The 24,419-nt window shown below is 44.7% G+C and carries 23 protein-coding genes, 4 tRNA genes and 1 pseudogene; 15 read left to right on the top strand and 13 right to left on the bottom strand.

What is annotated here, in order from left to right; all coding sequences use genetic code 11:
• The 10 genes from C505_RS23960 to C505_RS0120215 form a co-directional block, all read right to left on the bottom strand.
• Positions 1–95 (bottom strand): GTP-binding protein (locus C505_RS23960; RefSeq protein ID WP_018694456.1); only part of this gene is annotated, 95 nt, incomplete at its 3' end.
• Between the two features lie 99 nt (positions 96–194).
• Positions 195–270, bottom strand: a tRNA-Thr gene (locus C505_RS0120175).
• 5 nt (positions 271–275) lie between these two features.
• Positions 276–350: transfer RNA gene (locus C505_RS0120180), tRNA-Gly, on the bottom strand.
• A 31-nt stretch (positions 351–381) separates the two neighbouring features.
• Positions 382–466: transfer RNA gene (locus tag C505_RS0120185), tRNA-Tyr, on the bottom strand.
• Positions 467–472: 6 nt separating this feature from the next.
• Positions 473–548, bottom strand: a tRNA-Thr gene (locus tag C505_RS0120190).
• Between the two features lie 122 nt (positions 549–670).
• Complete coding sequence (locus C505_RS0120195) at positions 671–1,378, bottom strand: type III pantothenate kinase (protein WP_018694457.1); 708 nt, start codon at positions 1,376–1,378, stop codon at positions 671–673.
• Complete coding sequence (gene birA, locus C505_RS0120200; protein WP_018694458.1) at positions 1,365–2,354, bottom strand: bifunctional biotin--[acetyl-CoA-carboxylase] ligase/biotin operon repressor BirA; 990 nt, start codon at positions 2,352–2,354, stop codon at positions 1,365–1,367. Before birA ends, C505_RS0120195 begins: the two co-directional genes overlap by 14 nt.
• Complete coding sequence (gene murB, locus C505_RS0120205) at positions 2,351–3,364, bottom strand: UDP-N-acetylmuramate dehydrogenase (RefSeq protein ID WP_018694459.1); 1,014 nt, start codon at positions 3,362–3,364, stop codon at positions 2,351–2,353. The genes birA and murB overlap by 4 nt, the downstream gene beginning before the upstream one ends.
• Positions 3,365–3,370: 6 nt before the next feature.
• Positions 3,371–3,769 carry a cytidine deaminase gene (gene cdd, locus C505_RS0120210; RefSeq protein ID WP_051090629.1) on the bottom strand — a complete coding sequence of 133 codons (399 nt, stop codon included), beginning with the start codon at positions 3,767–3,769 and terminating at the stop codon, positions 3,371–3,373.
• A gap of 104 nt (positions 3,770–3,873) precedes the next feature.
• The gene (locus tag C505_RS0120215) at positions 3,874–5,517 is read right to left on the bottom strand and encodes an amidohydrolase (protein WP_026318122.1); all 1,644 of its coding nucleotides are present in this window, start codon (positions 5,515–5,517) and stop codon (positions 3,874–3,876) included.
• Positions 5,518–5,723: 206 nt separating this feature from the next.
• Between C505_RS0120215 and folM the strand changes: the two genes are divergently transcribed.
• The 12 genes from folM to ilvA all read left to right on the top strand — a co-directional run bounded on the left by folM (position 5,724) and on the right by ilvA (position 18,116).
• Positions 5,724–6,446: a dihydromonapterin reductase gene (gene folM, locus C505_RS0120220; RefSeq protein WP_018694462.1), complete on the top strand. Its 723-nt coding sequence runs from the start codon at positions 5,724–5,726 to the stop codon at positions 6,444–6,446.
• Positions 6,447–6,500: 54 nt separating this feature from the next.
• The gene (locus tag C505_RS0120225) at positions 6,501–7,247 is read left to right on the top strand and encodes a class I SAM-dependent methyltransferase (protein WP_018694463.1); all 747 of its coding nucleotides are present in this window, start codon (positions 6,501–6,503) and stop codon (positions 7,245–7,247) included.
• A 68-nt stretch (positions 7,248–7,315) separates the two neighbouring features.
• The gene (locus C505_RS23185) at positions 7,316–7,603 is read left to right on the top strand and encodes a GNAT family N-acetyltransferase (RefSeq protein ID WP_018694464.1); all 288 of its coding nucleotides are present in this window, start codon (positions 7,316–7,318) and stop codon (positions 7,601–7,603) included.
• Between the two features lie 218 nt (positions 7,604–7,821).
• Positions 7,822–8,679, top strand: a complete 858-nt coding sequence (locus tag C505_RS0120235) for a type 2 periplasmic-binding domain-containing protein (RefSeq protein WP_018694465.1) — start codon at positions 7,822–7,824, stop codon at positions 8,677–8,679.
• Positions 8,680–8,924: 245 nt separating this feature from the next.
• Positions 8,925–9,437: a GNAT family N-acetyltransferase gene (locus tag C505_RS0120240; RefSeq protein ID WP_018694466.1), complete on the top strand. Its 513-nt coding sequence runs from the start codon at positions 8,925–8,927 to the stop codon at positions 9,435–9,437.
• A gap of 142 nt (positions 9,438–9,579) precedes the next feature.
• Positions 9,580–10,437, top strand: coding sequence for a LysR family transcriptional regulator (locus tag C505_RS0120245; RefSeq protein WP_018694467.1), 858 nt, complete (start codon positions 9,580–9,582; stop codon positions 10,435–10,437).
• Positions 10,438–10,740: 303 nt separating this feature from the next.
• Complete coding sequence (ilvC, locus tag C505_RS0120250) at positions 10,741–11,835, top strand: ketol-acid reductoisomerase (RefSeq protein ID WP_281167143.1); 1,095 nt, start codon at positions 10,741–10,743, stop codon at positions 11,833–11,835.
• 2 nt (positions 11,836–11,837) lie between these two features.
• Positions 11,838–13,490, top strand: coding sequence for an acetolactate synthase 2 catalytic subunit (ilvG, locus tag C505_RS0120255; protein ID WP_018694469.1), 1,653 nt, complete (start codon positions 11,838–11,840; stop codon positions 13,488–13,490).
• Positions 13,487–13,741: an acetolactate synthase 2 small subunit gene (gene ilvM / locus C505_RS0120260; protein ID WP_018694470.1), complete on the top strand. Its 255-nt coding sequence runs from the start codon at positions 13,487–13,489 to the stop codon at positions 13,739–13,741. Before ilvG ends, ilvM begins: the two co-directional genes overlap by 4 nt.
• Positions 13,742–13,755: 14 nt before the next feature.
• A complete protein-coding gene (locus tag C505_RS0120265) occupies positions 13,756–14,703 on the top strand; it encodes a branched-chain amino acid transaminase (RefSeq protein ID WP_018694471.1) in 948 nt (315 codons plus the stop codon).
• Between the two features lie 18 nt (positions 14,704–14,721).
• Positions 14,722–16,575, top strand: a complete 1,854-nt coding sequence (ilvD, locus tag C505_RS0120270) for a dihydroxy-acid dehydratase (protein WP_026318124.1) — start codon at positions 14,722–14,724, stop codon at positions 16,573–16,575.
• A complete protein-coding gene (gene ilvA, locus C505_RS0120275) occupies positions 16,572–18,116 on the top strand; it encodes a threonine ammonia-lyase, biosynthetic (RefSeq protein WP_018694473.1) in 1,545 nt (514 codons plus the stop codon). Before ilvD ends, ilvA begins: the two co-directional genes overlap by 4 nt.
• Before the next feature lie 88 nt (positions 18,117–18,204).
• Here ilvA and C505_RS24805 read toward each other — a convergent pair whose 3' ends face one another.
• The 3 genes and pseudogenes from C505_RS24805 to C505_RS0120285 form a co-directional block, all read right to left on the bottom strand.
• Complete coding sequence (locus C505_RS24805; protein ID WP_245556389.1) at positions 18,205–18,843, bottom strand: group II intron maturase-specific domain-containing protein; 639 nt, start codon at positions 18,841–18,843, stop codon at positions 18,205–18,207.
• A gap of 124 nt (positions 18,844–18,967) precedes the next feature.
• A pseudogene (locus C505_RS25000) lies at positions 18,968–19,468 on the bottom strand (reverse transcriptase domain-containing protein); the annotation flags it as partial.
• Between the two features lie 725 nt (positions 19,469–20,193).
• Positions 20,194–22,053, bottom strand: coding sequence for a ricin-type beta-trefoil lectin domain protein (locus C505_RS0120285; RefSeq protein ID WP_018694474.1), 1,860 nt, complete (start codon positions 22,051–22,053; stop codon positions 20,194–20,196).
• Positions 22,054–22,452: 399 nt separating this feature from the next.
• Between C505_RS0120285 and C505_RS0120290 the strand changes: the two genes are divergently transcribed.
• The 3 genes from C505_RS0120290 to C505_RS0120300 all read left to right on the top strand — a co-directional run.
• Complete coding sequence (locus C505_RS0120290) at positions 22,453–22,908, top strand: type III secretion system chaperone (protein ID WP_083938406.1); 456 nt, start codon at positions 22,453–22,455, stop codon at positions 22,906–22,908.
• Positions 22,909–22,934: 26 nt separating this feature from the next.
• Positions 22,935–23,246 carry a hypothetical protein gene (locus C505_RS0120295; RefSeq protein ID WP_169337077.1) on the top strand — a complete coding sequence of 104 codons (312 nt, stop codon included), beginning with the start codon at positions 22,935–22,937 and terminating at the stop codon, positions 23,244–23,246.
• Positions 23,207–24,419 (top strand): protein disulfide isomerase family protein (locus C505_RS0120300; protein ID WP_018694477.1); only part of this gene is annotated, 1,213 nt, incomplete at its 3' end. The genes C505_RS0120295 and C505_RS0120300, both read left to right, overlap by 40 nt.

A 24,419-nucleotide genomic window follows, 5' to 3' on the forward strand; every position in this document is an offset into this window, starting at 1 on the left:
ATCGCTGCGGTTAGAGTTGTTTTACCGTGGTCAACGTGACCGATAGTACCGACGTTTACGTGCGGTTTTGAACGTTCAAATTTTTCTTTTGCCATGACAGAGCCTATCTGGGTACAATCAAAACTTTATGATGAAGCTTTATAAAAAATTAGGAAAATATTCGTAAGGAATCAAGCTAGGAGTATTAAGATGAATGGTGCTGATAGGCAGATTTGAACTGCCGACCTCACCCTTACCAAGGGTGCGCTCTACCAACTGAGCTATATCAGCATATTTGGAGCGGGCAGCGGGAATCGAACCCGCATCATCAGCTTGGAAGGCTGAGGTAATAGCCATTATACGATGCCCGCACATCTTATTAGCTCAATTCGCATAGAATTATGGTGGAGGGGGCAGGATTCGAACCTGCGAAGGCGGAGCCGTCAGATTTACAGTCTGATCCCTTTGGCCACTCGGGAACCCCTCCACGAATTGGTGCCGACTATCCGAGTCGAACGGATGACCTACTGATTACAAGTCAGTTGCTCTACCAGCTGAGCTAAGTCGGCACCGTGTTGTGGCTGCGAATTCTAGAGCAATGTTCTGGTGTGTGCAATACCTATTTTTAAAAAATTTTAAAAAACTAGTTTGAATGCACAGTTTTCAAACAAACCGTCTAAAATCACAGCTTTCAAGCATCATTTTGAACAAATAATGATAGCCCTTCGAAGACGAGATCCATCATCAAATCCGATTCGAATTGACAAAGTGACTGCATTAAAGCGCCATCTCCCCCCGTAAAGATGATCTTGCTACCATCTGGAATATGTTGAATCGCTTGATGAATTGCTCCCACAGTTGCCATTGCACAGCCATTTCGAAGTGCATTCGGCGTATTCTTCCCAAATTCTGCTTCTGGCTGGATCACTTCATCAAAGATTCTGTCCGTATTTTGCAACAGGCTTTCCCGCATCGTCGTGATGCCAGGCAAAATCCATCCGCCTTCATGCAGACCAGATGCAGTGACATAATCAATCGTGGTCGCCGTTCCACAATCGATGACTAATATATTCGTCTGATACTTTCTATGGGCACCCAATACCGCAACCCAACGATCAACGCCCAGATTTTGGAATTCAGCATAGCCACAAAGTACGCCTTTTGATTCTGGTTGAGTGATGATCTGGTTCGCTCGTTGCGTATCAAGCTTCTTTAATAAAGGATGCGTTGTACTGACAGAACAATAATAAATACATTGTGCAGAGTCGATTGCACTTTCTAGGTCCTGTACGGGTTGAAACTTCTGCTGCGCTGACTTGTGAAACCAAACGCCCTTCGCATTCGTATTCCCGATATCAATGAGTAAAGTTTGATGTTGCTCTTGATTAGTTATCACCACGGAGACTTACCTCACCCCCAAAATACACTTTAATACCATCATCTTCTGGGTGTTCAACCAGCAAAGCACCTTGTTCATTAATGCCCCGGGATATCCCTTGATGACTCTGAGGTCCAGAGATCAAACGCACAGTCTGATTTAAGAATGCATCAGCTGCGTGCCATTCATCCATAAATGCTGATAAACCAGTTTGAGCAAAACTCTGTAGTATTTCATCTAACTCCGTAATCAGTACCTGTACAAAATCGGTTCGATCGACCAGCTCATTCGTACTGTGTACATTTAAACTTGTCCATGGTTGGTCCAATTTCATTGATGTAAGCGGCATGTTTACATTCACCCCAACCCCAATGATCACTGTACATGGGCCTTCTGGTGGGCCAAAGAGTTCCACAAGAATACCAGCAAGTTTTTTTTGCTGGTAAAGAATATCATTCGGCCATTTTAATTGGGCATTTAAACCTGTGACTGAACGAATCGCTCGATGAACAGCAATCGCAACGACAAGGCTCAGCCCCATAGTTGCTTCAACCCCATCAGAAACTTGATGAACATACGACAAATAGATATTTTGCGCGAAAGGTGACTGCCATTGTCGGCCTCTTCGTCCTTTACCTGCCGTCTGTGCTTCCGATAAAACACAATCACCGCTCGTCATCTCTCCTTTTTGAACAGCGTTCATCGCAAACGTGTTTGTCGAGTCAATCGTTGGAAAGACTTGAATCCTTGATGCTCGTTCTTGAGCAAATGACTCAATCCGATCCAGATCCAGTAAGGATAATGGATTGATTAGCCGATAGCCTTTTTTTGTCATGGACTCGATTTCAACGCCCCAGGACTGCAACATCTTCATATGCTTCGAAATCGCCATACGACTGATCCCTAAGCATTGCCCTAACTGCTCTCCAGATGTATATGTTTCATGAGACAAAGCTTTGAGTAATTGATTCTTTACCTGAAAATTAGGCTGTCTCATCCAACATCAACCTTATATTCACCTTGTGCATCCAGCAATCTTACTTCTGGTTCAAGCCAAATACCAAATCGTTCATGAACCTTATGACGCACCGTAGTTATCGCTTGAATCAAATCCTCAGCAGTACCAGTGCCTTCATTCACCAATACCAATGCTTGCTTTTGATGCACACAGATCCCACCAAAGCACTTCCCTTTCAAACCGCACTGATCAATCAGCCAACCCGCAGCAACTTTCTTAAGCTCAGGATCGAATACAGAATATACTGGAAGCTCAGCGTATTGACCCTTTAATTCAATCGCTTTTGTTGTTGAGATGACTGGGTTCTTAAAAAAGCTCCCTGCATTTGGGAGTTGCGTCGGATCTGGGAGCTTTGATTGGCGAATTGCAATGACCGTCTTCATCACCTCAGCGGCGGTTGCAGCTTCACCCAGTTCACGCAAGCCTGCATAAGCTATACACGGTTGATAGGCTTTTGGAACTGTCAGAGTCACTTGTGTGATCACAGCTCGATTTTTTAGCTTATGTTTGAATACACTATCCCGATAACCAAACTCACATGCATCATTGGATAAGGTCATGAACTGATTTGCCTTGATATCAAAATACGTGAGGTTATCTAAAAAAGAAGCAAGCTCCACACCATAAGCACCAATATTCTGAACCGGAGCAGCGCCGACACTGCCAGGGATCAAAGCTAAGTTTTCGAGACCATATATCCCTTGCTCATGGAGATAAAGTACCAATGCATGCCAATTTTCTCCAGCACCGACTTCAATCAACCAGTGATCCGTTTCTTCTCGAATCGCGATCCCTTGAATTTGAATATGCGCAACAGTGCCAGCAAAGTCTCTTAAAAAAACTGTGTTACTTCCCTCTCCCAGAATCCAAAGCGGCTGGTTAAAGTGAACCAGCTGAGTGCAATCGTGTGGGGTTTGGATACAAAGATAATTTTGGATCGACTGATCCAGCCGAAACGTATGGAGTGGCTTTGCCGATATGGACTTCATCACACTTTAATCTTCTTCCAGACGAAACATTCCCGGCAAGAAAGCACCTAATGTGGTTGCCTCATGGTTTCCTTCTTGATCAAACATCAGGATTTCAGTTTCTTCATCGCCAAATTCAGTCAAAACTTGTCTACATGCACCGCAAGGGACAAGAAAATCACGTGCTTGGGAATAAACAAATACGCGTTTTACGCGTGATTCGCCTTCTAAAATACCAGCACCTACTGCGTGGCGCTCCGCACATACAGTGAGACCAATACTCGAATTTTCGACATTAATGCCATAGGTGATTCTGTTTGAATCCCATTGGATTGCTGCAGAAACAGGAAAATAGCTGTACTTGCAATACGCTTTTGTATTGATCTGTTTGAGATGTTCAAAAATCTCAGGCAGTTGATCGTTCATCATCATCTTTCTTTTATCAACGGCGTTCTTTAATATCGAAAATCTTTGCCTAGCGCAAGTCTAAACAGGATTATTTCGTGATAAAGTCTTTTCCATATCGCTGCTCAAATTGACTTTCGATATCGCTCTTGTCCAGCAATATAGGTCGCTAAAACTTTGGCTTTCCAAATATCTTCTACCGGAATTTCAAAGATATTCCTATCAATAAGAATAAAGTCAGCCCACTTACCCGGTGTTAACCCACCCAGTTCATTTTCCTGATGCGCTGAATATGCAGCATCCAGTGTAAATGCTCGAAGTGCTTGAGGCACTGTCATTTTTTGCGAAGGTAACCAACCTTTTTCTGGTTGATTCTTTCTGTCTTGACGTGTAACCGCAGCATGCAACCCATAAAAAGGGTTTGCCAACTCAACAGGGAAATCTGATCCAGCGGCCACTCTAGACCCCTGCTTCAGAAACCGTTGCCATGCGTAAGCGCCTTTTAAGCGTGTATTTCCAAGCCGATCACCTGCCATATTCTTATCTGAAGTTGCATGCGTGGGTTGCATCGACGGAATGATGTTTAACTCTTTAAATCGAGGTATATCGGCTAGATCTACGACTTGTGCATGCTCAATACGATGTCTCAGTTCTTGCCCACCTGACGTTTGAAATACATAAGCAAATTCATCCAAAGCAATCTGATTCGCGCGGTCTCCAATTGCATGAATGTTAATCTGGAACTGGTGTTTCAGGACTAAAGCATAAAGCGAGCGAATATCCGCTTGCTCTCTCAACATTAATCCAAGGTGTTCTGCCTTGTCAGTATACGGCTTCTTCAAAGCTGCCCCTCGACTACCCAGCGCACCATCTGAAAAAATCTTCACACTACGAATAGATAAGAAATCCTGAGAATCTGTGATCCACCCCTGCTTCAACATCCTTTCTAAATTTGGATCTGCAGCCGAGAGCATGCCATAGATTCGAATAGGCAACCGTTTATTTTTCGCATAGTCACGATAAGTCTGATAAGTTGTATAGTCAATTCCTGCATCGTGTACACTCGTGATCCCACTTGATAGTAAGTGCTCACTAGAATGGTGAAGTGCTTGTTGTTGTTCTAAAGCTGAATATTTGGGAAGTTGCTTTGAAATCAACGCCATCGCATTATCAATCAGAATCCCCGTCGGATGTCCCTTTTCGTCACGAATGATCTGCCCACCATTGGGATCCTGCGTATCTTTATTGATCCCTGCCAACGCAAGTGCTTTTGAATTCGCCCAGCCAGCATGACCATCCACTCTTCTGAGCCAAACTGGCCTATCTTTGATCCAACGGTCCAAGTCTTTCGCTGTAGGTAGGGTCTTTCCTGACCATTGCACTTCATTCCAGCCTCGTCCACGGATCCATTGTAGGTCCGGATTTTTCTTTGCAAATTTTGCAACGGCCTTGCCTGCTGAATCCGCAGAGGTGGACTTGCGCACATCCACTTGCATTAAATTAAACCCAAGGCCCATCACATGCCCATGCGCATCAATGATCCCTGGAAGAACATATGCACCCTTTCCATCCAAGCGCTTGCGCTGTTTGTATTGCTGTGGTTTATCCAGTGAAACCACTTTCCCAGAACGGAATTGAATTGAATTGAACGAAATCAGCTTCCCTGCATTATTGAAGGTGATGCCCTGAATATTTTCCAGCGATGTCACAGGTGAAGCAAACAACTGAGTACAAAAAAACATCAATGTAAAACTGACACAATATTTCATCAGAAAATCCAATACCGTTCTTATTATGAGAACGAAGCTAACGCCTTTCTATATGAAGTACAAGTAATGAACTTTAATTTTCTTAATTGAACCAGTGCCAAATTTTCGCTAACGTATTTGACTCAGGTCCCGATCCGGTGGAAAGTGTTTGTTCTTATTCGGGAAATTTTGTCATTCAATCAAGAGTCAATAACAGAGTACTTAAAATGGGGAATAATGCACCAATTTTGATTACTGGAGCCGCCAAGCGTATCGGCTTATTTTGTGCGAAAAAGCTTCATCAGCAATATCCAGTGATCATAACCTATCGGACAGAAACTCCTGCTATTGATACACTTCGCTCAGCGGGTATCATCTGCTTACATGCAGACTTTTCAAGCCAATCAGGCATTCAAAATTTCATTACTCAGCTCAAAGAAACAACGACTTCTCTCAGAGCTGTGATTCATAATGCTTCAAGCTGGTTAAGTGAAGATACTGTTGAAGATCCAGCAGCATTGATGCAATCCATGCTCCAAGTCCATGTACATGCGCCTTATCAAATTAACTTGGCTTGCGCAGATATGTTGATTGCTGAACAACCAGCACAATGCGATATCATTCATATTACTGATTACATGACAGAAGCAGGAAGTCCCTCACATATCGCCTACGCGGCCAGTAAAGCTGCTTTAGAAAATATGGCAATGTCTTTTGCGAAAAAAATGGCTCCTCAAGTGAAAGTTAACGCGATTGCCCCTTCTCTTATCTTGTTTGATGAACATGCATCGACAGCTTATCAGGAAAAGACGCTCAAAAAGTCAGTTTTTGGTTTAGAGCCTGGGGAAGTTGAGATTGAGCAAGCAATACAATTCATCTTAAAAAGCAAGTATATGACGGGCCGAGTGCTCCGCCTTGAAGGAGGCCGCCACTTACCGGGAGAACGTTAACCACTGCTATGCTTTAGAACATAATGACGAGACAAGCATTCAAGGCATTCGATCATGAGCACGCAATTTCCTGATCATTTCTCCCTTTCAGCTGATTTATATGCAGAGTTTCGTCCAACCTATCCAGATGTGCTATTTAAATATATCGTCAGCATTTGTCCAGATAATCGCTGTGTTTGGGATTGTGCCACAGGCAATGGTCAAGCGGCGATCAGTCTTTCAAAATATTTTCAGCATGTCATCGCAACAGATGCAAGCCAGGAACAAATAGAACAAGCGATGCCTTACACGAATATTGATTTCCGCGTTGCATCCGCAGAGTATTCAGGTCTTCCCAGTCAAAGTATGGATTGCATCACGGTTGCACAAGCACTACATTGGTTTAATTTCCAAGAATTTTTTCAAGAAGTAAGGCGTGTTTTAAAGCCTTCTGGGATTCTCGCATGTTGGTGTTATGAGCATTGCCAAATCAATGATGCTATTGATGAAATCATTTTGGACCTTTATGCCAATCGACTCAAATGCTACTGGCCTGAAGAGCGACACCATGTTGAACAGCACTATCAAACGATTTCTTTTCCATTCGAACAAATCGCTGTCCCAGAATTTGTACTTGAAAAACAATGGTCACTCAAGGCATTCGTTGGTTATTTAACATCTTGGTCTGCAACACAGCGGTTTATTGCACATCAGGGTTATAACCCCGTCGGTAAAATTTACCCGTCTCTTGCAAAAAGTTGGAAAGAACAACTCACTGTCCGTTGGCCTCTCACACTCATCATCTGTAAAATGCCTGATTAGGTCTGTTGTGCTTTCATCAATGTCGCTCCTGGCGGCTGCAAGATTAACAGGCCCTAGAGGAGGCCGCTATGGTAAAAAATATCACAGAAATTGATCAGCTCTTTTTGAAGGAATTCACCACTCAAGATGCCGAAGCATTTTATCAGCTCAATCATGATCCGCAGGTGATGAAATTTACTGGAGACCAAGCGCTTACATCCGTCGATGAAGCCTATGATTTCATCCAAAAATATGATCATTATCAAAAGTACAGATTTTGGCTAAAAAGCTCTCTACGGGGACAAGGGGTTGCGACAGAAGCAGCAACATTGCCGGACCATGTATTCAAGATCATGTTGCTTCGCTCGCTGTATTAAAAAAGCTTGGGATGCAGTACCAGTATTCATTGACAAATGAACATGGACAATGATTACAACTCCAGCTTTGTTATCGATAATAAATCCAATATTCGAAAATAGTACAATGGATGGATTTTAAAAGCGCGCAAGAAAATAATTCACGTTTTTGTATGATTTTTTTCTCGATATAAATCAGATATTTTATTCTGTGGGCTATTGGATGTTGTGGGGTTTTTATGCGCTTTTTTGTTTATTGTCTGCTCATATTGAGTTTTTCAACATATGGAAAAACTGTACAACAGGTGATCTATCCACAACCGCAATCCCCCTATGACGAACGAGATACTTATCGCGTTCAACTATTGCAACATGCGCTTGATGCTTCAAAGGATAAATTCGGTGACTATCAGATGAAGCCCGCAAAAGTATTGATGCGGGAGAGCCGATATCGAAGAAAGCTTGCATCAAACCAAGGTGTTACTGTCATTTGGTCAGCCACCACAAAGCAGCTTGAAAAAGAACTCCGTCCAATCCGCATCCCTTTGTTCAGAGGACTTCTTGGATATCGTCTCTTTCTCATTCATGAAGACAAAGTAACTCAGTTCTCAAAAGTTCACAGTATTCGCGACTTGCAAAAATACGAAGTAGGTCAAGGGCTAGACTGGGAAGACGTCAAGGTGTTTGAGCATAATGAGATTTCAGTAAAAAAAGGAATTTCATATGAAAGCCTGTTCAGTATGCTAGCAGCCAAACGCTTTGATTATTTTAGTCGTGGTTTGAACGAAATTTTTACAGAGTATGAAGTCCGAAAGTCAAAATACCCTCAACTCGCTATTGATAAACATGTTCTTTTGTATTATCCGTGGCCTGTCTATTTTTTTGTGAATCAAGAGAATACAACATTAGCCGAACGACTGGAGTATGGATTAGAAACCCTGATCGAGCGAGGCGAATACCTTAAGCTTTTCAACAAGTTTTACCAACCGATGATCCAACAGGCAGATATCCAATCTCGACGCCTGATCAGGCTTGAGAATCCAATGCTACCAGAGCGCACGCCTTTGGAACGAACAGAATTATGGATCAAATTTTAATTGCAAACTCTCAAAAAATTCGTGTAGATTGAATGGGTATAACCCACTTGTTATGAACAATTCAATGTAAGGAGTTTCGTCCATGTTTATTGATGACATCATAGACCAACATGTCTCTATTGTTCACTCTTCTTCTACCATCTCTGTCACCACAATCACCCTCCTCCTCGTATAAACTTTTTCCGACTGACGTCGACTTTTTTCACTTTCTCATTTTTATTTCTATTCAATTGGAGCCATTCCACATGGATATTACGATCCGCGCAGCATCGCTATGTGACGCCCAAGATCTATTTCAGATTCACACACAACCTCATGTCGTGAAAAACACACTGCAACTTCCTTATCCAACACAGGAAATGTGGCATCAACGCTTTTCGAATGAACAAAATAATCAAAGTTCATTTCGACTGGTCGCAGAAATCAATAAGCCTGAAAAACCATCACAAGTCATCGGCAATATTGTCTTTGAAGTGCTTCAAAATGCACGACTCAGGCATACATTAGATTTTGGTATGGCGGTAGACATTAATTTTTCGGGTTTGGGTGTTGGTACAACACTTGTCGCGGCAATGATAGATATGGCAGATAACTGGCTAAACATCCGCCGGATCCAACTTGAGGTGTATCGTGATAATGAAACTGCGATTGCGCTATACAAGAAGTTTGGATTTGAAGTAGAAGGAACAAGACAAGATTATGCTTATCGCGATGGTCAATATGTTGATGCATTGCTTATGGCGAGAATAAAACACTAACTTGAAGAGTAGCTGTGTACATTTGCACAGCCACTTCCTTCAATTCATTCCCATGTACTTACAACCATCATCTTAAGAAATTCTGAAAATATAGACTTTCAATCGATGTTCAATTGGTTAAGGTACAACTATTCTATTGTGCATGAACACACAGCAACTCCACTGGGATGACTTTAAAATAGCGTATACCGTAGCACGGTATCAAACTGTGTCGGCTGCAGCACAATCACTTGGGATCCATCATGCAACGGTGATCCGCCGTGTTGAACGGTTAGAAACTGATCTAGGACTCACACTGTTTGAGCGAAGTGCTTCGGGTTATCAACCCACACATCAAGGCCGTCTTTTACTTCAGTTAGGCAACGATATCGAGCAAGCATTTCTCAACCTCAAACGCAAAATTAACTTAAATCCGGATTTCACACCAGAGGTTATCCAGTTGTGGGTCCACACGAAAATTCAGGATATTGTTATACCGCTTCTGTCTCAATTTCTTCTCAAAGTGCCCCATGTCCTTTTTCGGTTTGTATTGTTAGAGGAAAAAGAAACAGCTGACATTCACATCACCGATCCGATTGATTTTCATGGTGATCATCAAGTTTATTTCTGCCAAACAGAGCTGCAACTTGCTGGGACTGAAACCTATTTTCTACACCATCACCTCCCAGAGAAAACAACGCAATTACAACAACATCGGGTACTCGATATATCAGAAGGGCTCCCTGTTTATTCAAAATGGATCGCAAAGCACCACATTCCACATCGTCTTATCGTACAAAATCTAAATCAGTTGTTCTGTGCTGTACGTTCTGGAATGGGGATTGGTTGTCTACCAATCGATGAAATAAATCAAAATGCTTCTCTGCATCCTATCTTGCGAGATACTTTTTCTTGGAGCTATCGTTATCATCTACGCGTGATCCAGCCTGGAAGCCTCTCGGAAAATCTCGTTTCTCTCATTCGCTTTTTGACAATGAATCAAAATCTTCATACAGATTGAAATTAAAAACAACGTTTATTTACCCATATTTTCAGCATAAACCACCCTTTTGTATGTACCTAAGATAAAAAAGTTTGTTAATCTGAGCTAATTTCAACTTTTCTGTTGACTTTCGTTTTTTAAAACGCTAACAATAAAAGGGCAGGTGCAATAGCACGCTTGGCACGAATTTATTTTTAACTAGATTAGAAACTAGAAACGAACTTAGAAATGAACACATTCACTATCCGTAACATTATCGTCCTCGTCGTCGTGGTGATTATTAAATCACTGCGGGGAGGCGCGTACGGGTAGAAAAATAAAATACCGAAAGCCAAAAACCCCCGCTCCGAAAGGACCGGGGGTTTTTTCGTCTTAGGCCCTTTAAAACATTTAACCGTAACGAGTAGAGAAAAGAAAATGACCACCATGTACCATGAAAAAGACGCAAATAGTCAAGCACTTAACGGGAAAACTATCGCTGTATTTGGCTACGGTAGCCAAGGGAAAGCACAAGCGCAAAACCTACGTGACAGCGGTGCAAACGTGGTGGTTGGTCTCCGTCCAGAAGGTGCAAGCTGGAAGCAAGCCCAAGCAGATGGATTTTCACCATTACCATTCGCAGATGCTGCACGTGATGCTGATATCCTGATGATCCTTGTTCCGGATATGGCTCAAAAAGACTTATACGAAACACACCTCAAGCCAAACCTGAAGCCAGATGCAATGTTGATGTTCTCCCACGGTTTCAACATTCACTATGACCGCATCCAGCCTGAAGCAGGTCATGACGTCACGATGATCGCACCAAAAAGCCCAGGACACCTTGTTCGGACTGAATATGAAAAAGGTGCGGGTGTTCCATGTCTAATCGCTATTCATCAGGATGCCAGTGGCAAGGCAAAAGAATTGGCACTTGCCTATGCACAAGCAATCGGTGGTACGCGCGCAGGTGTTTTAGAAACCACATTCGCAGAAGAAACCGAAACAGACCTGTTTGGTGAGCAAGCCGTTCTATGTGGTGGCGCAACAGAGCTTGTTAAAGCAGGTTGGGAGACTCTCGTTGAAGCAGGTTATCAGCCTGAGCTGGCTTACTTCGAGTGTTTGCATGAGTTAAAACTGATTGTTGATTTGTTCTACGAAGGAGGCATCAAGCGCATGCAACACTTCGTATCGGATACAGCAAACTATGGTGCTGTCACCCGTGGACCAAAAGTTGTCGATGCCCAAGCAAAAGAGCGCATGAAAGAAGTATTGAAGCAAATCCAAGATGGTACCTTCGCGAAAGAGTGGACAGCAGAACACGAAAGTGGCGGTCAGCGTTTCCGTGATCTACTGGAAGCGAATGATAACCACCCAATCGAAGAAGTTGGTGAAACGCTTCGGCAGCACATGAGCTGGATCCAAAAAGGAGAATAATTGTGACGACGGGCGCGCAGTACACCATATCCATATTAGAGCAGCTTGGGGTAGACAAAGTCTTTGGCTACCCTGGTGGTGCCATCATGCCGATCTATGATGCAATCTATGGTTCCAACCTGAAGCATTACCTCGGTAGACATGAACAAGGATGCGCTTTCTCAGCCATCGGTTATGCCCGTGCCAGCGGTAAAGTCGGCGTTTGTCTGGCAACCTCTGGCCCTGGCGCAACAAACCTTATCACAGCATTGGCTGATGCCATGCTTGATTCTATCCCCGTCGTCGCGATCACGGGGCAGGTTGCTCGTGATGCGATGGGCTCCGATGCTTTTCAGGAAGTGGATGTACTTGGCCTTGCGCTGCCCGTCACAAAACATGCCATTCTCGTCGAAGAGCCGGAACAACTTGGTCCTGCATTATTTGAAGCATTCCACATCGCACAATCAGGTCGTCCTGGCCCAGTACTTGTTGATATCCCCAAAGATATTCAAGTGATGGAAGCGAAACCTACAGCCTACATGCAGCCACAACCTGCGCCATGTAGTGCAGTTGATGGTGACTTTGCAGCAGCAAACGAGCTGATCACTCAAAGTAAAAAGCCAATCGCGTATATTGGTGGTGGTGTGCAAATGGCAGGTGCCATCCATGAGTGCCGAGAGTTTGTTCATCGTACAGGCATGCCAACAGTTTCAACATTAAAAGCACTCGGGACAATTTCACCTGATTTCCCATATCAGTTGAATATGCTTGGGATGCACGGCACCCCTGCTGCAAACACGCTGGTACAAGAATGTGATTTATTGATTTGCATCGGTGCGCGTTTTGATGACCGAGTCACTGGCAAACTTGCTGAGTTTGCACCGAATGCAAAAGTGATCCATATGGATATCGACCCAGCAGAAGTCGGCAAAAGACGCTTGGCTGATGTTGCGCTTGTCGGCGACTTAAAGGCAAGCCTCCCTTTACTTGTTGCCGAGCCAGAAATCACAGCATGGCAACAATATGCTTTAAAGAAAAAAGCATCGTCACCGTTTCGTTATGACTTCCCTGGCGAAACGATTTACGCACCTGCTTTGCTCAAAGAACTGAGTGATGCAACGCCAAATGACACCGTCATCAGCTGTGACGTAGGTCAACATCAGATGTGGGTGGCGCAACACATGTCATTCCATCACCCAAGAAATCACTTAAGCAGCGGCGGACTCGGCACAATGGGATTCGGTCTACCAGCTGCAATCGGTGCTCAACTTGCGCGCCCAGAGCATACTGTCGTCACAGTTTCTGGCGATGGCTCCTTTATGATGAATGTCCAGGAGCTGACAACCATCAAACGATTCCAACTTCCTGTCAAAATCGTACTGATAGACAATCAACGTCTCGGCATGGTGAAGCAATGGCAGGAGTTATTTTTTGAAGAACGCTTCAGCGAAACCACGCTGGATGACAACCCTGACTTTGTCGCACTCGCCAATGCTTTCGAAATCGATGGCGAGTATATCGATAGTGCAAACCAAGTTTCCGACGCAATCGCAAGAATGCTCGCGCACGATGGCCCTTACATGCTGCATGTTGCCATCGACGAACAAGCCAATGTATGGCCTTTGGTACCACCTGGAAAAGCAAATCATCAAATGTTGGGAGAGAGCCAACCATGAACCACCAGTTAACGATCAAAACCAAAAACCAACCCGTTGTTTTAGAAAAATTGTTACAAGTCACACGCTATCGTGGTTTTCAGGTCACACAACTCTCTGTGCTCCCAGATACCGAGCATAAAAACTTTGAGATCCAGGTCAGTGTCTATGCTAGCCGTCCCATTCGGCTACTCACGACACAGCTTGAAAAAATTCATGACGTTCAACAACTTTCTTTAGTGTTGCCAACAGAAATGGCAGCGAGTGCATAATTGAGGATTTAGACATGACACAAGAAGCAAAATATATCTGGTTTAACGGCGAACTTCGTCCATGGAATGACTGTCAGGTTCATGTCCTTAGTCACGCACTTCACTATGGCAGTTCTGTCTTTGAAGGGATCCGTAGCTATGATACGCCAAATGGCCCGGCAATCTTCCGCCTTACGGATCACATCAAGCGTTTTTATGACTCAGCGAAAATCTATCGTTTCGACATTCCTTATTCATTTGAAGAAATGATGGAAGCTTGTCGTCAATCAGTTGCACAAAACGATCTCACAAATGCATACCTGCGTCCGCTCGCATTTTTAGGTAATGTTGGTCTTGGACTAACGCCACCAAAAGTGCCAATGGACGTCATTGTAGCAGCATTCGAATGGGGCGCTTATCTTGGCGCAGACTCCTTGGAACAAGGTGTTGATGTCTGTATTTCCTCTTGGCAACGACTTGCGCCGAATACAATGCCAACGGCAGCAAAAGCAGGTGGTAACTACCTTTCATCAATATTGATTACAACAGAAGCAAAGCGAAATGGCTTCCATGAAGGGATTGGCCTTGATGGCACAGGTTGTATCAGTGAAGGTGCCGGTGCAAACGTCTTTGTCGTTCGTCATGGCGTCTTGTATACACCACCAACAACAGCTTGTATCCTGCCAGGCCTTACACGCGATACCATCATGACACTTGCGAAAGATCTGGGCTATGAAGTGCGAGAAGAACCAATCGCACGTGAAGCACTGTATCTCGCAGATGAAGTATTTATGACGGGAACCGCAGCAGAAATCGTCCCTGTCCGTAGCGTTGACCGAATGGAAATCGGAGATGCAAAACGTGGTCCAGTGACCAAGAAATTACAAGAAACGTTCTTCGGTCTATTTAATGGTCAAACTGAAGATCGCTGGGGCTGGTTAGAACCAGTTCGTTGTCCAGAAACACAAAGCGCAGTCGCTTAATACGGAGTCCTTTACCCCATGCCTAAACTGAGATCAGCAACCACAACCGAAGGTAGAAATATGGCAGGTGCACGTGCTTTATGGCGTGCAACTGGCGTCAAAGAGCAAGACTTTGGTAAGCCGATGATTGCGGTTGTGAATTCCTTTACCCAGTTCGTCCCCGGTCATGTTCATTTGCAGCACCTTGGCCAGATGGTTGCGAAAACCATTGAAGAGTCAGGTGGTATTGCTAAAGAGTTTAATACGATAGCGGTTGACGATGGGATTGCGATGGGACATGGTGGTATGCTGTATAGCTTACCATCGCGGGAGCTCATTGCTGACTCAGTGGAATATATGGTGAATGCACATTGTGCAGATGCGATGGTGTGTATTTCCAACTGCGATAAAATCACACCTGGAATGCTCATGGCAGCCATGCGTTTGAATATTCCAGTGATTTTTGTGTCTGGCGGACCGATGGAAGCCGGAAAAACTAAGCTTTCCGATCAGATCATCCATCTTGATTTAGTCGATGCCATGATCCAGGGTGCAAACCCAAATGTTTCCGATGAACAATCGCTACAGGTTGAACGTTCAGCCTGCCCTACTTGCGGATCATGCTCAGGTATGTTCACTGCAAACTCAATGAACTGCCTTGTGGAATCCTTAGGCCTTGGCCTGCCAGGGAATGGCTCGATGTTAGCAACTCATGCGGATCGTGAGCAGCTTTTCCACCAAGCCGGTCGTCGAATCGTCGAGCTTTGCAAACGCTGGTACGAAAATGATGATGCGAATGTGCTCCCAAGAAACATCGCTAACAAATCCGCATTTGAGAATGCAATGTCACTGGATATTGCCATGGGAGGCTCTACCAATACCGTTTTACATTTACTTGCAGCAGCCCAAGAAGGCGACATTGATTTTGATATGAATGATATCGACCGCCTCTCACGTCAAGTGCCACATCTTTGTAAAGTCGCACCGGCAACTCCCAAATATCATATGGAAGATGTACATCGAGCCGGTGGTGTCATCGGCATACTCGGTGAACTAGCACGCGCGAACAAACTGCATACCGACTGCAACCATGTTGCAGGGAAGAACTTAGCTGAGGTGCTTGAAAAATGGGATATCAAGCAAACGCAAGATAGTGACGTACATCAATTTTATCAGGCTGGACCGGCTGGAATCCGTACAACAAAAGCTTTCTCTCAGGATTGCCGTTACCCAACACTGGATGATGATCGTGAAAACGGCTGTATCCGCAAAATAGAACATGCCTTCTCCCAAGATGGCGGTCTTGCTGTTTTGAAGGGGAATCTTGCCCCTGCCGGCTGCATCGTCAAAACAGCAGGGGTTGCAGAAGAAAACCTGACATTCCGCGGTGAGGCCATTGTCTTTGAAAGCCAAGATGAAGCGGTAGAAGCAATATTAGGTGGCACAGTCAAAGCTGGCCATGTTGTAGTGATCCGCTATGAAGGACCAAAAGGTGGTCCCGGCATGCAAGAAATGCTTTATCCAACGACCTATTTGAAGTCGATGGGACTCGGGACAAAGTGTGCATTGATCACTGATGGCCGTTTCTCTGGTGGCACATCTGGCTTATCCATTGGTCATGTTTCCCCAGAAGCTGCGAATGAAGGGACGATTGCCCTGATTGAAAATGGCGATACGATTGATATTAATATCCCCAGTCGTGGGATCAGCTTAATCGTCGATGAAGCAGTATTAGCAGAACGAAAAGCGGCGATGCAAGCCAAAGGCGATAAAGCTTGGCGACCTGCTTCTCGCCAAAGAGAAGTAAGCTTTGCACTGCGCAGCTATGCTTCGCTGGCAACCAGTGCTGATATGGGCGCAGTTCGTGATCGCTCAAAGTTGGAGGAACGATGAGCCAATCTCTCGCGCACAACGATGATCAACTGCTTGAGGACCTTTTTCGCAAGGTCCTCCTTTCCCCTGTCTATGATGTTGCACAAGAAACAGATCTAGACCGATTGAATAAACTCTCTTCCCGTGTGGGCAACCATATTTGGCTCAAACGCGAAGACCAACAGCCGGTTCATTCATTTAAGCTCCGCGGCGCTTATCAATGTCTATACAATCTCACGACAGAACAAAAGCAAGCCGGTGTCGTTGCCGCTTCAGCGGGCAACCATGCACAAGGCGTTGCATTATCTGCAAAGAAATTGGGTATCAAAGCAACCATTGTGATGCCAGAAACGACACCAGATATTAAAGTCAGTGCTGTTCAACGCCATGGCGCAAATGTGATCCTGCATGGAAAAAACTTTGATACAGCGAAGCAACGTGCAGAAGTGATTTCCCAGAAAGATGGTGCGACGTTGATTCCGCCATTTGATCACCCAGATGTGATTGCTGGCCAGGGCACCGTCGCGAAAGAAATGCTCCAACAACACAATCACTTGGATACGATATTTATCCCGGTCGGTGGTGGTGGACTTCTTGCGGGAATGGCCCTTTATATTAAGAAAGTCATGCCGCAAGTGAAGGTGGTGGCGGTTGAATCAGAAGACTCTGCATGCCTTCAATATGCCTTTGAACAAGGTAAGCCATCACCGCTTTCCAGCGTCGGCATATTCGCTGATGGTGTCGCAGTGAAACAAATCGGTGACCTACCTTTTGATATCGCAACGCAGTATTGTGATGATTTAATCACGGTCACCAGTGATGAAGTTTGTGCGGCTTTAAAGGATATCTTTGAAGATGTCCGCGCAATCGCGGAACCATCTGGTGCACTTGCCTTAGCTGGCCTCAAAAAATATGCCGCAAAGCATCAACTTCAACAGCAAAATCTTGCTGCAGTCTTAAGCGGTGCGAATTTAAATTTTGATACGCTGAGATATGTTTCGGAGCGCTGTGAACTCGGAGAAAAGAAAGAAGCGGTCCTTGCTGTCACGATCCCTGAAAGAAAAGGAGCATTCAAGCAGTTTTGTCACGCACTTGGTGGTCGAGTGATCACAGAGTTTAATTATCGCTTTAATCATCAAGAACAAGCTCAGATTTTTGTCGGGATCCGACTACGTCAAGGTGAAAGCGAGCTCACCGAAATCAAACAGACATTAGCTGAACAAGATTATCGCTTTGATGATTTATCTGATGATGAAGTCGCAAAATTGCATATCCGCTATATGGTTGGCGGTTCCAGCCAGGCTGTTCAGAATGAACGATTATACAGCTTTGAGTTCCCTGAATATCCTGGGGCATTAATGTCATTTCTCAATACCCTTGGCGAACACTGGAATATCACTCTCTTCCACTATCGCAATCATGGTGCAGCTTTCGGCCAAGTGTTAGCCGGGTTCGAAGTGAGTACGGATGAAGAGTTCGAGTTTCATCGTCATCTCAAAGCCCTTGGTTTTGCTTGGCAGGATGAAACCGATAATCTAGGCTATCAACGCTTTATGCGGTAGATCCTTTTCTAAAAAACACATCGAGTAGGGTGAGGCGTTTCCGCCTCATCCCTCTCACAGAACCGTACGTACGGGCCTCGTATACGGCTCATGCACATTTCCATTCAGCATAATTGCTGAACACATACCCTGTCTTTACATGTTCCAGAACCACCAAACCAAGATCGTTGAACCATTGGTTCGGCATAGCATAACTGGCTAACGGGCTGGCTGAACTTCTCCAACATGTCATCCGGATGTGACTGAACGGAGGTTTATACCCCAGTTGCTTCAGCCTCCTGTGTAGCCTTTTTGGCTTCTTCCAGAGTTTTAGTTGAAGACTCCGCAGCCTCCTCCGCAGCCAGGCAGCTATTTTCCTGAACTCCCTGCTGGCATTCGCTATCCTGAAGTACTGGCCAAAGCCCCTCACCACCGGTGCCAGCTCTTTGATGACTCTGCACAGAGGCTTGCCTCCGTTGCGTTTTGTCAGTGCTTTGAGCTGCTCTTTGAACTTTTGCACTTTCTTGGGCTGGATCCAGGTATATTGACTCCCTATTTCCACACCCAGGAACTTCACCCCTTCGTCGCTGTGAGCGATATGGGACTTGCTCTGGTTCACTGTGAGTTTCAGATCTTTTTCCAGTATCTTCGTTGCCTGCCTGAGCGCATTTTCCGCACCTGAACGACTTCGATAGAAGATCAGGATGTCGTCCGCATAACGCACTATCCGGTGACCTCGTCTTCTCATTTCCTGATCGAACACGTCCAGATAGATGTTTGCTATCAAGGGGCTGATCAAGAACGCTGCTGTCCGAGACTCGTTTTCGCATGCTCGTCAGGATCAACTCGTGGTCGAGCTTATCGAAACACTTGGACAAGTCCATATCGACTACATGTTGCAGGCCATATCTGCGGATGAACATGGTCGCTTTGTTGATCGCGTCATGACAACTTCTCTGAGGCCGGTATCCAAAACTCGATGGATGGAACTGCTCTTCGAAGATGGGGGTTAATAGGTCATTCAGGGTTTGTTGGACAACTCTATCCCGAACACTCGGAACGCCCAGCAGTCTGACTCCACCATCATCTTTCGGGATTTCTAACCGCTTGACTGGCTGAGGCCGGTATTGCCGGGTTTTCAGTTCGTGAAGAAGTTGATCAAGGTTATTACTCAGATTTAAGGCGAAGTCGCTCAGGCTCTGCATATCTGTTCCTGCCCCGCCATTTGCTTTCTTCACCTTTTTAAATCTATTGTACAGCCGCTCTTTGTTAAGCAGGTGGCCATACAGACTGTAATAAACTCTCAACTTCTCCCCTTGGGTTGTGCGCTGTGTGGGGACAGTATGCTTCGTCTTCATGTCGGTCTGTTTCATCAGGTGATGTAGCGTTCTAGCTCAGCGGCAATCTACTACTATAAGCCTGATTACTCCCTTGTACGGTTTCGCCACTCAGTGCTCTGCTCCCAGTTTACCAAGTGGGAATACCCCGGTAGCTAGCCGGCTTGTGTACCATGAAAAAAAACATCTGTTCATCACAGACTTAAAACGTACTTCCTCCCTTCGCAACACAGTGCGCTTTTGGCAACACTGCGTTCCACCAGACATGATGCTGATGGTCAGCCCGGTTTTGTCCTCCACACCATTGCTGGGCTTCACTGGCCGGGCTTTACTCACTACTACGGATTCATCTGCCACCTCACACCAACATCACTCTTGGATCACTTCTTGAGATGATGTTTCCAAGCTAGCTTGGACTTGATGCCAGGCTTCCCCAGTTATTGCACTGGCTCCCTGTAAGGTATTCCACCCTCAAGCACACCATTGGTCTGACTAAGTACCGGGCTTCACGATATTTTGCACGCTTACCCACCAACAGTGCCGAAACAGGTTACGGTTAGTTGTGTACACCTTACTTCCTATGGCTTCCTTCAGACTCTGCCGTTGGCCAGCAGCGCCCTTGCCATTCGGATTATCTTCCCCTTAGTCGGGCGATTCAGGTTTCTTTCAACCTGACGGGTTTGCCAGCTTTGCTGGGCAAACAAAAAAGCCGCCCTGAAACAAGGCGGCTTTGGCATGACAACAAAAGGAATCCGGTTTGATTAGCGCTTCAAGCGAATGCGAGTTCCACCAGCAGATTTAACTTTTAGTGCTGGCTTCACAAGGCTCTTCAGAACGCCATTTTCAATCTTCCACTTCTGCGTGTTTGAACCATTACATGCTTTCATGCTTAGGGTTGCATTGACACGAAGTGCAGAAGCAGTCACACACAAGTCACCTGTGCCTTGAGTACGAGCTTGACCTTGCGCATTCACTGAGAACAACTGCTCTGCATAGTTACCACAAGCTTCTTGAACAAGAAGACCGTTTGCGTTGTTCAATGTGTAGTATGCGTCTAAGCACATGCTGTTACTAAGTTTGATCGCAGTCCAAGGTGTTGGCTGAGGTGGGTTTGTAGAACCTTCAGCTGAACGCTCGAACAACTCATTGACGATAGAAGTGAGTGGCTGTCCGTAACGAGAAGCTTGTTTTGCTTTTTGCTTCCAGTCTTGTGGAACAGTCTGACCTTCAGCCCAGTTTCCTTGACCGTTGTACCAAGAAACTGCTTTCGCGTTCTTAGAAGGTGTCCATAGGAAGTCTGGATGACGGTTTTGATACCACTCACCACCAATGATGTTACCTGCATCATCCATTTCTAGATCGTAGTAGTATGAGACTGAAGTGATGCCATCATAGTACTCGTCATCTTTCGTACGGTGGTTTGGATTTGTTTCAACCATGTAATCGATGTCCATACGTACACCAACAACTTTGGTTGTGTTCTGAGCACGATAGCTCTTGAACTTATCCTTTGTATAATCCGCTAGATTAATTGTTCCGGCCTGCGCATTCGATACAGCACGGCTGGTTTGCGGATTAAAGTAAGTGACCTTATAAGAAAGGATTGGCTGGTTCCAAACTTGGTAGTCATAAGTCGCATCAAGAATGACTGAGCGCTCAGAGATACCAATCTGGTTTAATACAGAAATGTGGAATGTACCAGGGTTATTATCGAAACAGTCTTGATCCAAGATACGACCATTTGCATCTTTCTCAGGATCTTTGATGTTACAACGACCACCGATAAATTTGGTATCGAAACGTGCGTTTGACCATAACAACGTACCCATTGCTTTGATATCTGATGGGTATAGTTTCAGGTCTTCATCATTCGCGTCTTTGACAGTAATCGTGTTCACTGGGCGTGGCAACATGTAAGCAGCTGGTGCCCAACCGTGACAAAGGCCCATCCAACGCTCAACTTTACCGCTGCGGTCATAGTAAGAGCGGCCACTATCCCACTGGTTATTCGTCAACGTAAATCCAGTATCACCAACCAATAGATCGTATTTTTCTGCTGGAGATAGTAAATGACGTGTTTCTAAAGAATACTGATCGACAGGCTTGTTTACGCTGAAGTCGTTGTAGTCTTTCCAAGTCTGTGGATATGAGTTGCTTAAGTCCTGGTCTGCATAACGCCAAGCGGATGCACCAGAGTAAAGCGGCCAGTATGTGTCAGACCAAGGCTGTTCTGCCAAACGGTGAGAGCGAGGTGCTTTTTGCTCAAGCTCAAACAAGTTAGTGATGACATTGTTACCAAGGTCAACCAAGTTTGCAGGATTATCGTTACCACGGCCAGAGCTTGCCGCAGAAGCTGCCATCATCGCCATACGAGGCGCTGGCTTGTGGATCATACGCTGACGAAGTTCGTCTTTTTTCGTAACGAATTCGTTGCTTTCAATTTCTTCTTTTGAAAAGTACGGTGCCATTGCTTCCGCTACTTTCGTACGCGGTGGCAACTCATCCATGACCTTAGCTGGATTACTATGGAATCTTTCCATAAAAGTGTGTGTATCAACAGAATCAGCCATTACTCCCATAGGAATAAGTGCGCCGATCATGAGCGTGAGGGACTTTTTCATGATATCTCACCTTATGACATCTTGTTTTGTTAACTATCTCCAGGTTGCCTGACAGTTGATCAACAGAACGCGCTGCTATCAGCAGGTCAGACAAGCGGAGCGTATATTAGGGACATTTGTGTGACCGATCAATGAATCTGGATCAATTTTTCTTATAAAACAGGTGGATATGAGCAAAAAGGACCGTCTATTTTCTGCAAATACTACTTAAGTTAGTAGCTAAATAGTGCTTTTTAAAAGACGAAAAAAATAATAAAGTGTTAGCAAAAAAGAATCGGCGAAGTGCTGGTATTTTCAACGCGACTCATAAATTCTTCGTGAAACCAATCATGCTTTATGGTTACTTATCTAGTATAAATGGAACGAATTAACTGCTTTTGAATATTTTGGAGTTGTTCTATGAAATCTCCCATGAACCAATTACTCGATGCACTCGCACCAAAACTTGGCTTTGAAGCACTTGAGTTTGATGCCGATGGTGTATGTATATTAATGTTCGACGACTCTCTCGTCCTAGAGCTCCATGTCAATGATAAGTCTCAATCTTTGAGCCTAACAGCTTTTATTGGTGAAATCAGCAACGGGCCAACTTTACCAAACGCTTTAAAAGAGGTGCTATCTGCCAATATTTCTCTCAATCAAGCATATGGTATGTCGCTTGGGGTTGAACCGATTACAAACAGCCTATTGCTCTTACAACAAATCCATGCCGAGCAAACGACAATTGAGTGTTTGGACAAAGTATTCACGACTTATGTTGAGCAGGCAGAATACTGGCAGGAACAACTGATCATCATGAATCATATGCATACACCACCACAACAAAAACCCGTAGACAGTTGTGTTCGTGTATAAGAGATGAATATCGAAAGGGGAAAATGATGAGTATTGAATTAAATAAATTCATCCAGCATGCACAACACGATAAAGTGTCACTGCAATCGAATCAGCAAGGCGATCCCGTCTTATCTTCTGGCGGCAGTCTTAAGGGCAAAGTCGTGAAGATGCTATCCGTTGTTGGATTGGATAAAAACCAGTTTGTAGAAAACTATAAAGCACAAAATTACAAAGTAACCTACAAACAACTGGCGCATTTTTACATGCACTTCAAAAGCACTATGGCTCTGATATTGCACAGAAGGTTAGTAGCCATATGGACTTATCTGGGACCACTGCACTCAGTGGCCGCTTGATCCAACAGTACGTTGACGCTGCAGATGATCTCAAACAACGCAAAGATGGTATCACTGCATTAAATGCAGCTGCCGCGATGCGATTTGGTGAGAACCCGGATGGTTTAACCGCAGTCTTCAAAGAACGTGACCATGATGTCAAAAGCTCCTGGCGTGAAGGCTTTAGCGTTCCAGCGCAGCAACAATTCATGAAAATGTTTCAAGATGCAGTGATTACTCAAATCACTGATCATAATGCTCCTACACAGCAATTAGGTAAAGTAGAATTATCGCGCATTGCTCATTCAGTCATGGATAAGGTGGATAATCGACATAATGCTCTCAAAGAGAGTTTTACTACGTTATCACAGTCGTTCTCAAGCCCTGATTACACAAGTGCTCTCAATGCACTGGACAACTACGCACAGCATGTCACTTTATGTGCACAATTCGACCTTAAAGGTCTCGAAGGTGGTGCTGATGCACAAGCATATCAGATGGAAACATTACGCTCGCTTGTGAAAGAGCTGCCAACATCAACAAAAGAAAATTTATTCCAGGCAGTGATGGGCAACCCGACGAGTAAGGAGCTTGCTTCACTGATTCTGAATCCATCGTTCAATATGATGTTTACAGAAACAACTGAAGAGCATCTGGATTACACTGAGCAGTTAAAAGCACTGGAGAAGATTAACGCTACTGCGACAGTACTCGACGCACTTGTAACCGCTTTGGATCTAGAGACCACCACGCGAGCACTCACAGGTGCGATGAGTGACTCAGAAAGAGCAAATAATTGGTTACAAACGCATGCGCATAGTGAAAATTCTGGTCTTCCTGAGTTCGCTGATTCTAATTTTTGGAATGCATTTAAAGCCTTTCAGAAAGAATCGAACCAACTCGATTTGGATCAATTTGGCTTTGGTGACGTGAGCCAAAAAGAAGAACGTATTCACCGACAACTACTCTCTGAAAAAGGTCAATTCCAGGATGCCATTGAAGATATGGCTTCAAAGCTTGATCTCAATCGTGATGTAGAATGGAACTCTACCTTTTTGAAAGATTTGAATCGTGCAACCTTCCAACTCGACGGAAGTGATGAGCGAAGTCTTGATGTCTTCACCGATAAGCTTGGTGCTCAACAAGCCCAGACATTAAGCCATTTTGCCATTTTGCCATTTTGCCATTTTGCCA

This window comes from Algicola sagamiensis DSM 14643, from assembly GCF_000374485.1.
Classification (GTDB): Bacteria; Pseudomonadota; Gammaproteobacteria; order Enterobacterales; family Alteromonadaceae; genus Algicola; species Algicola sagamiensis.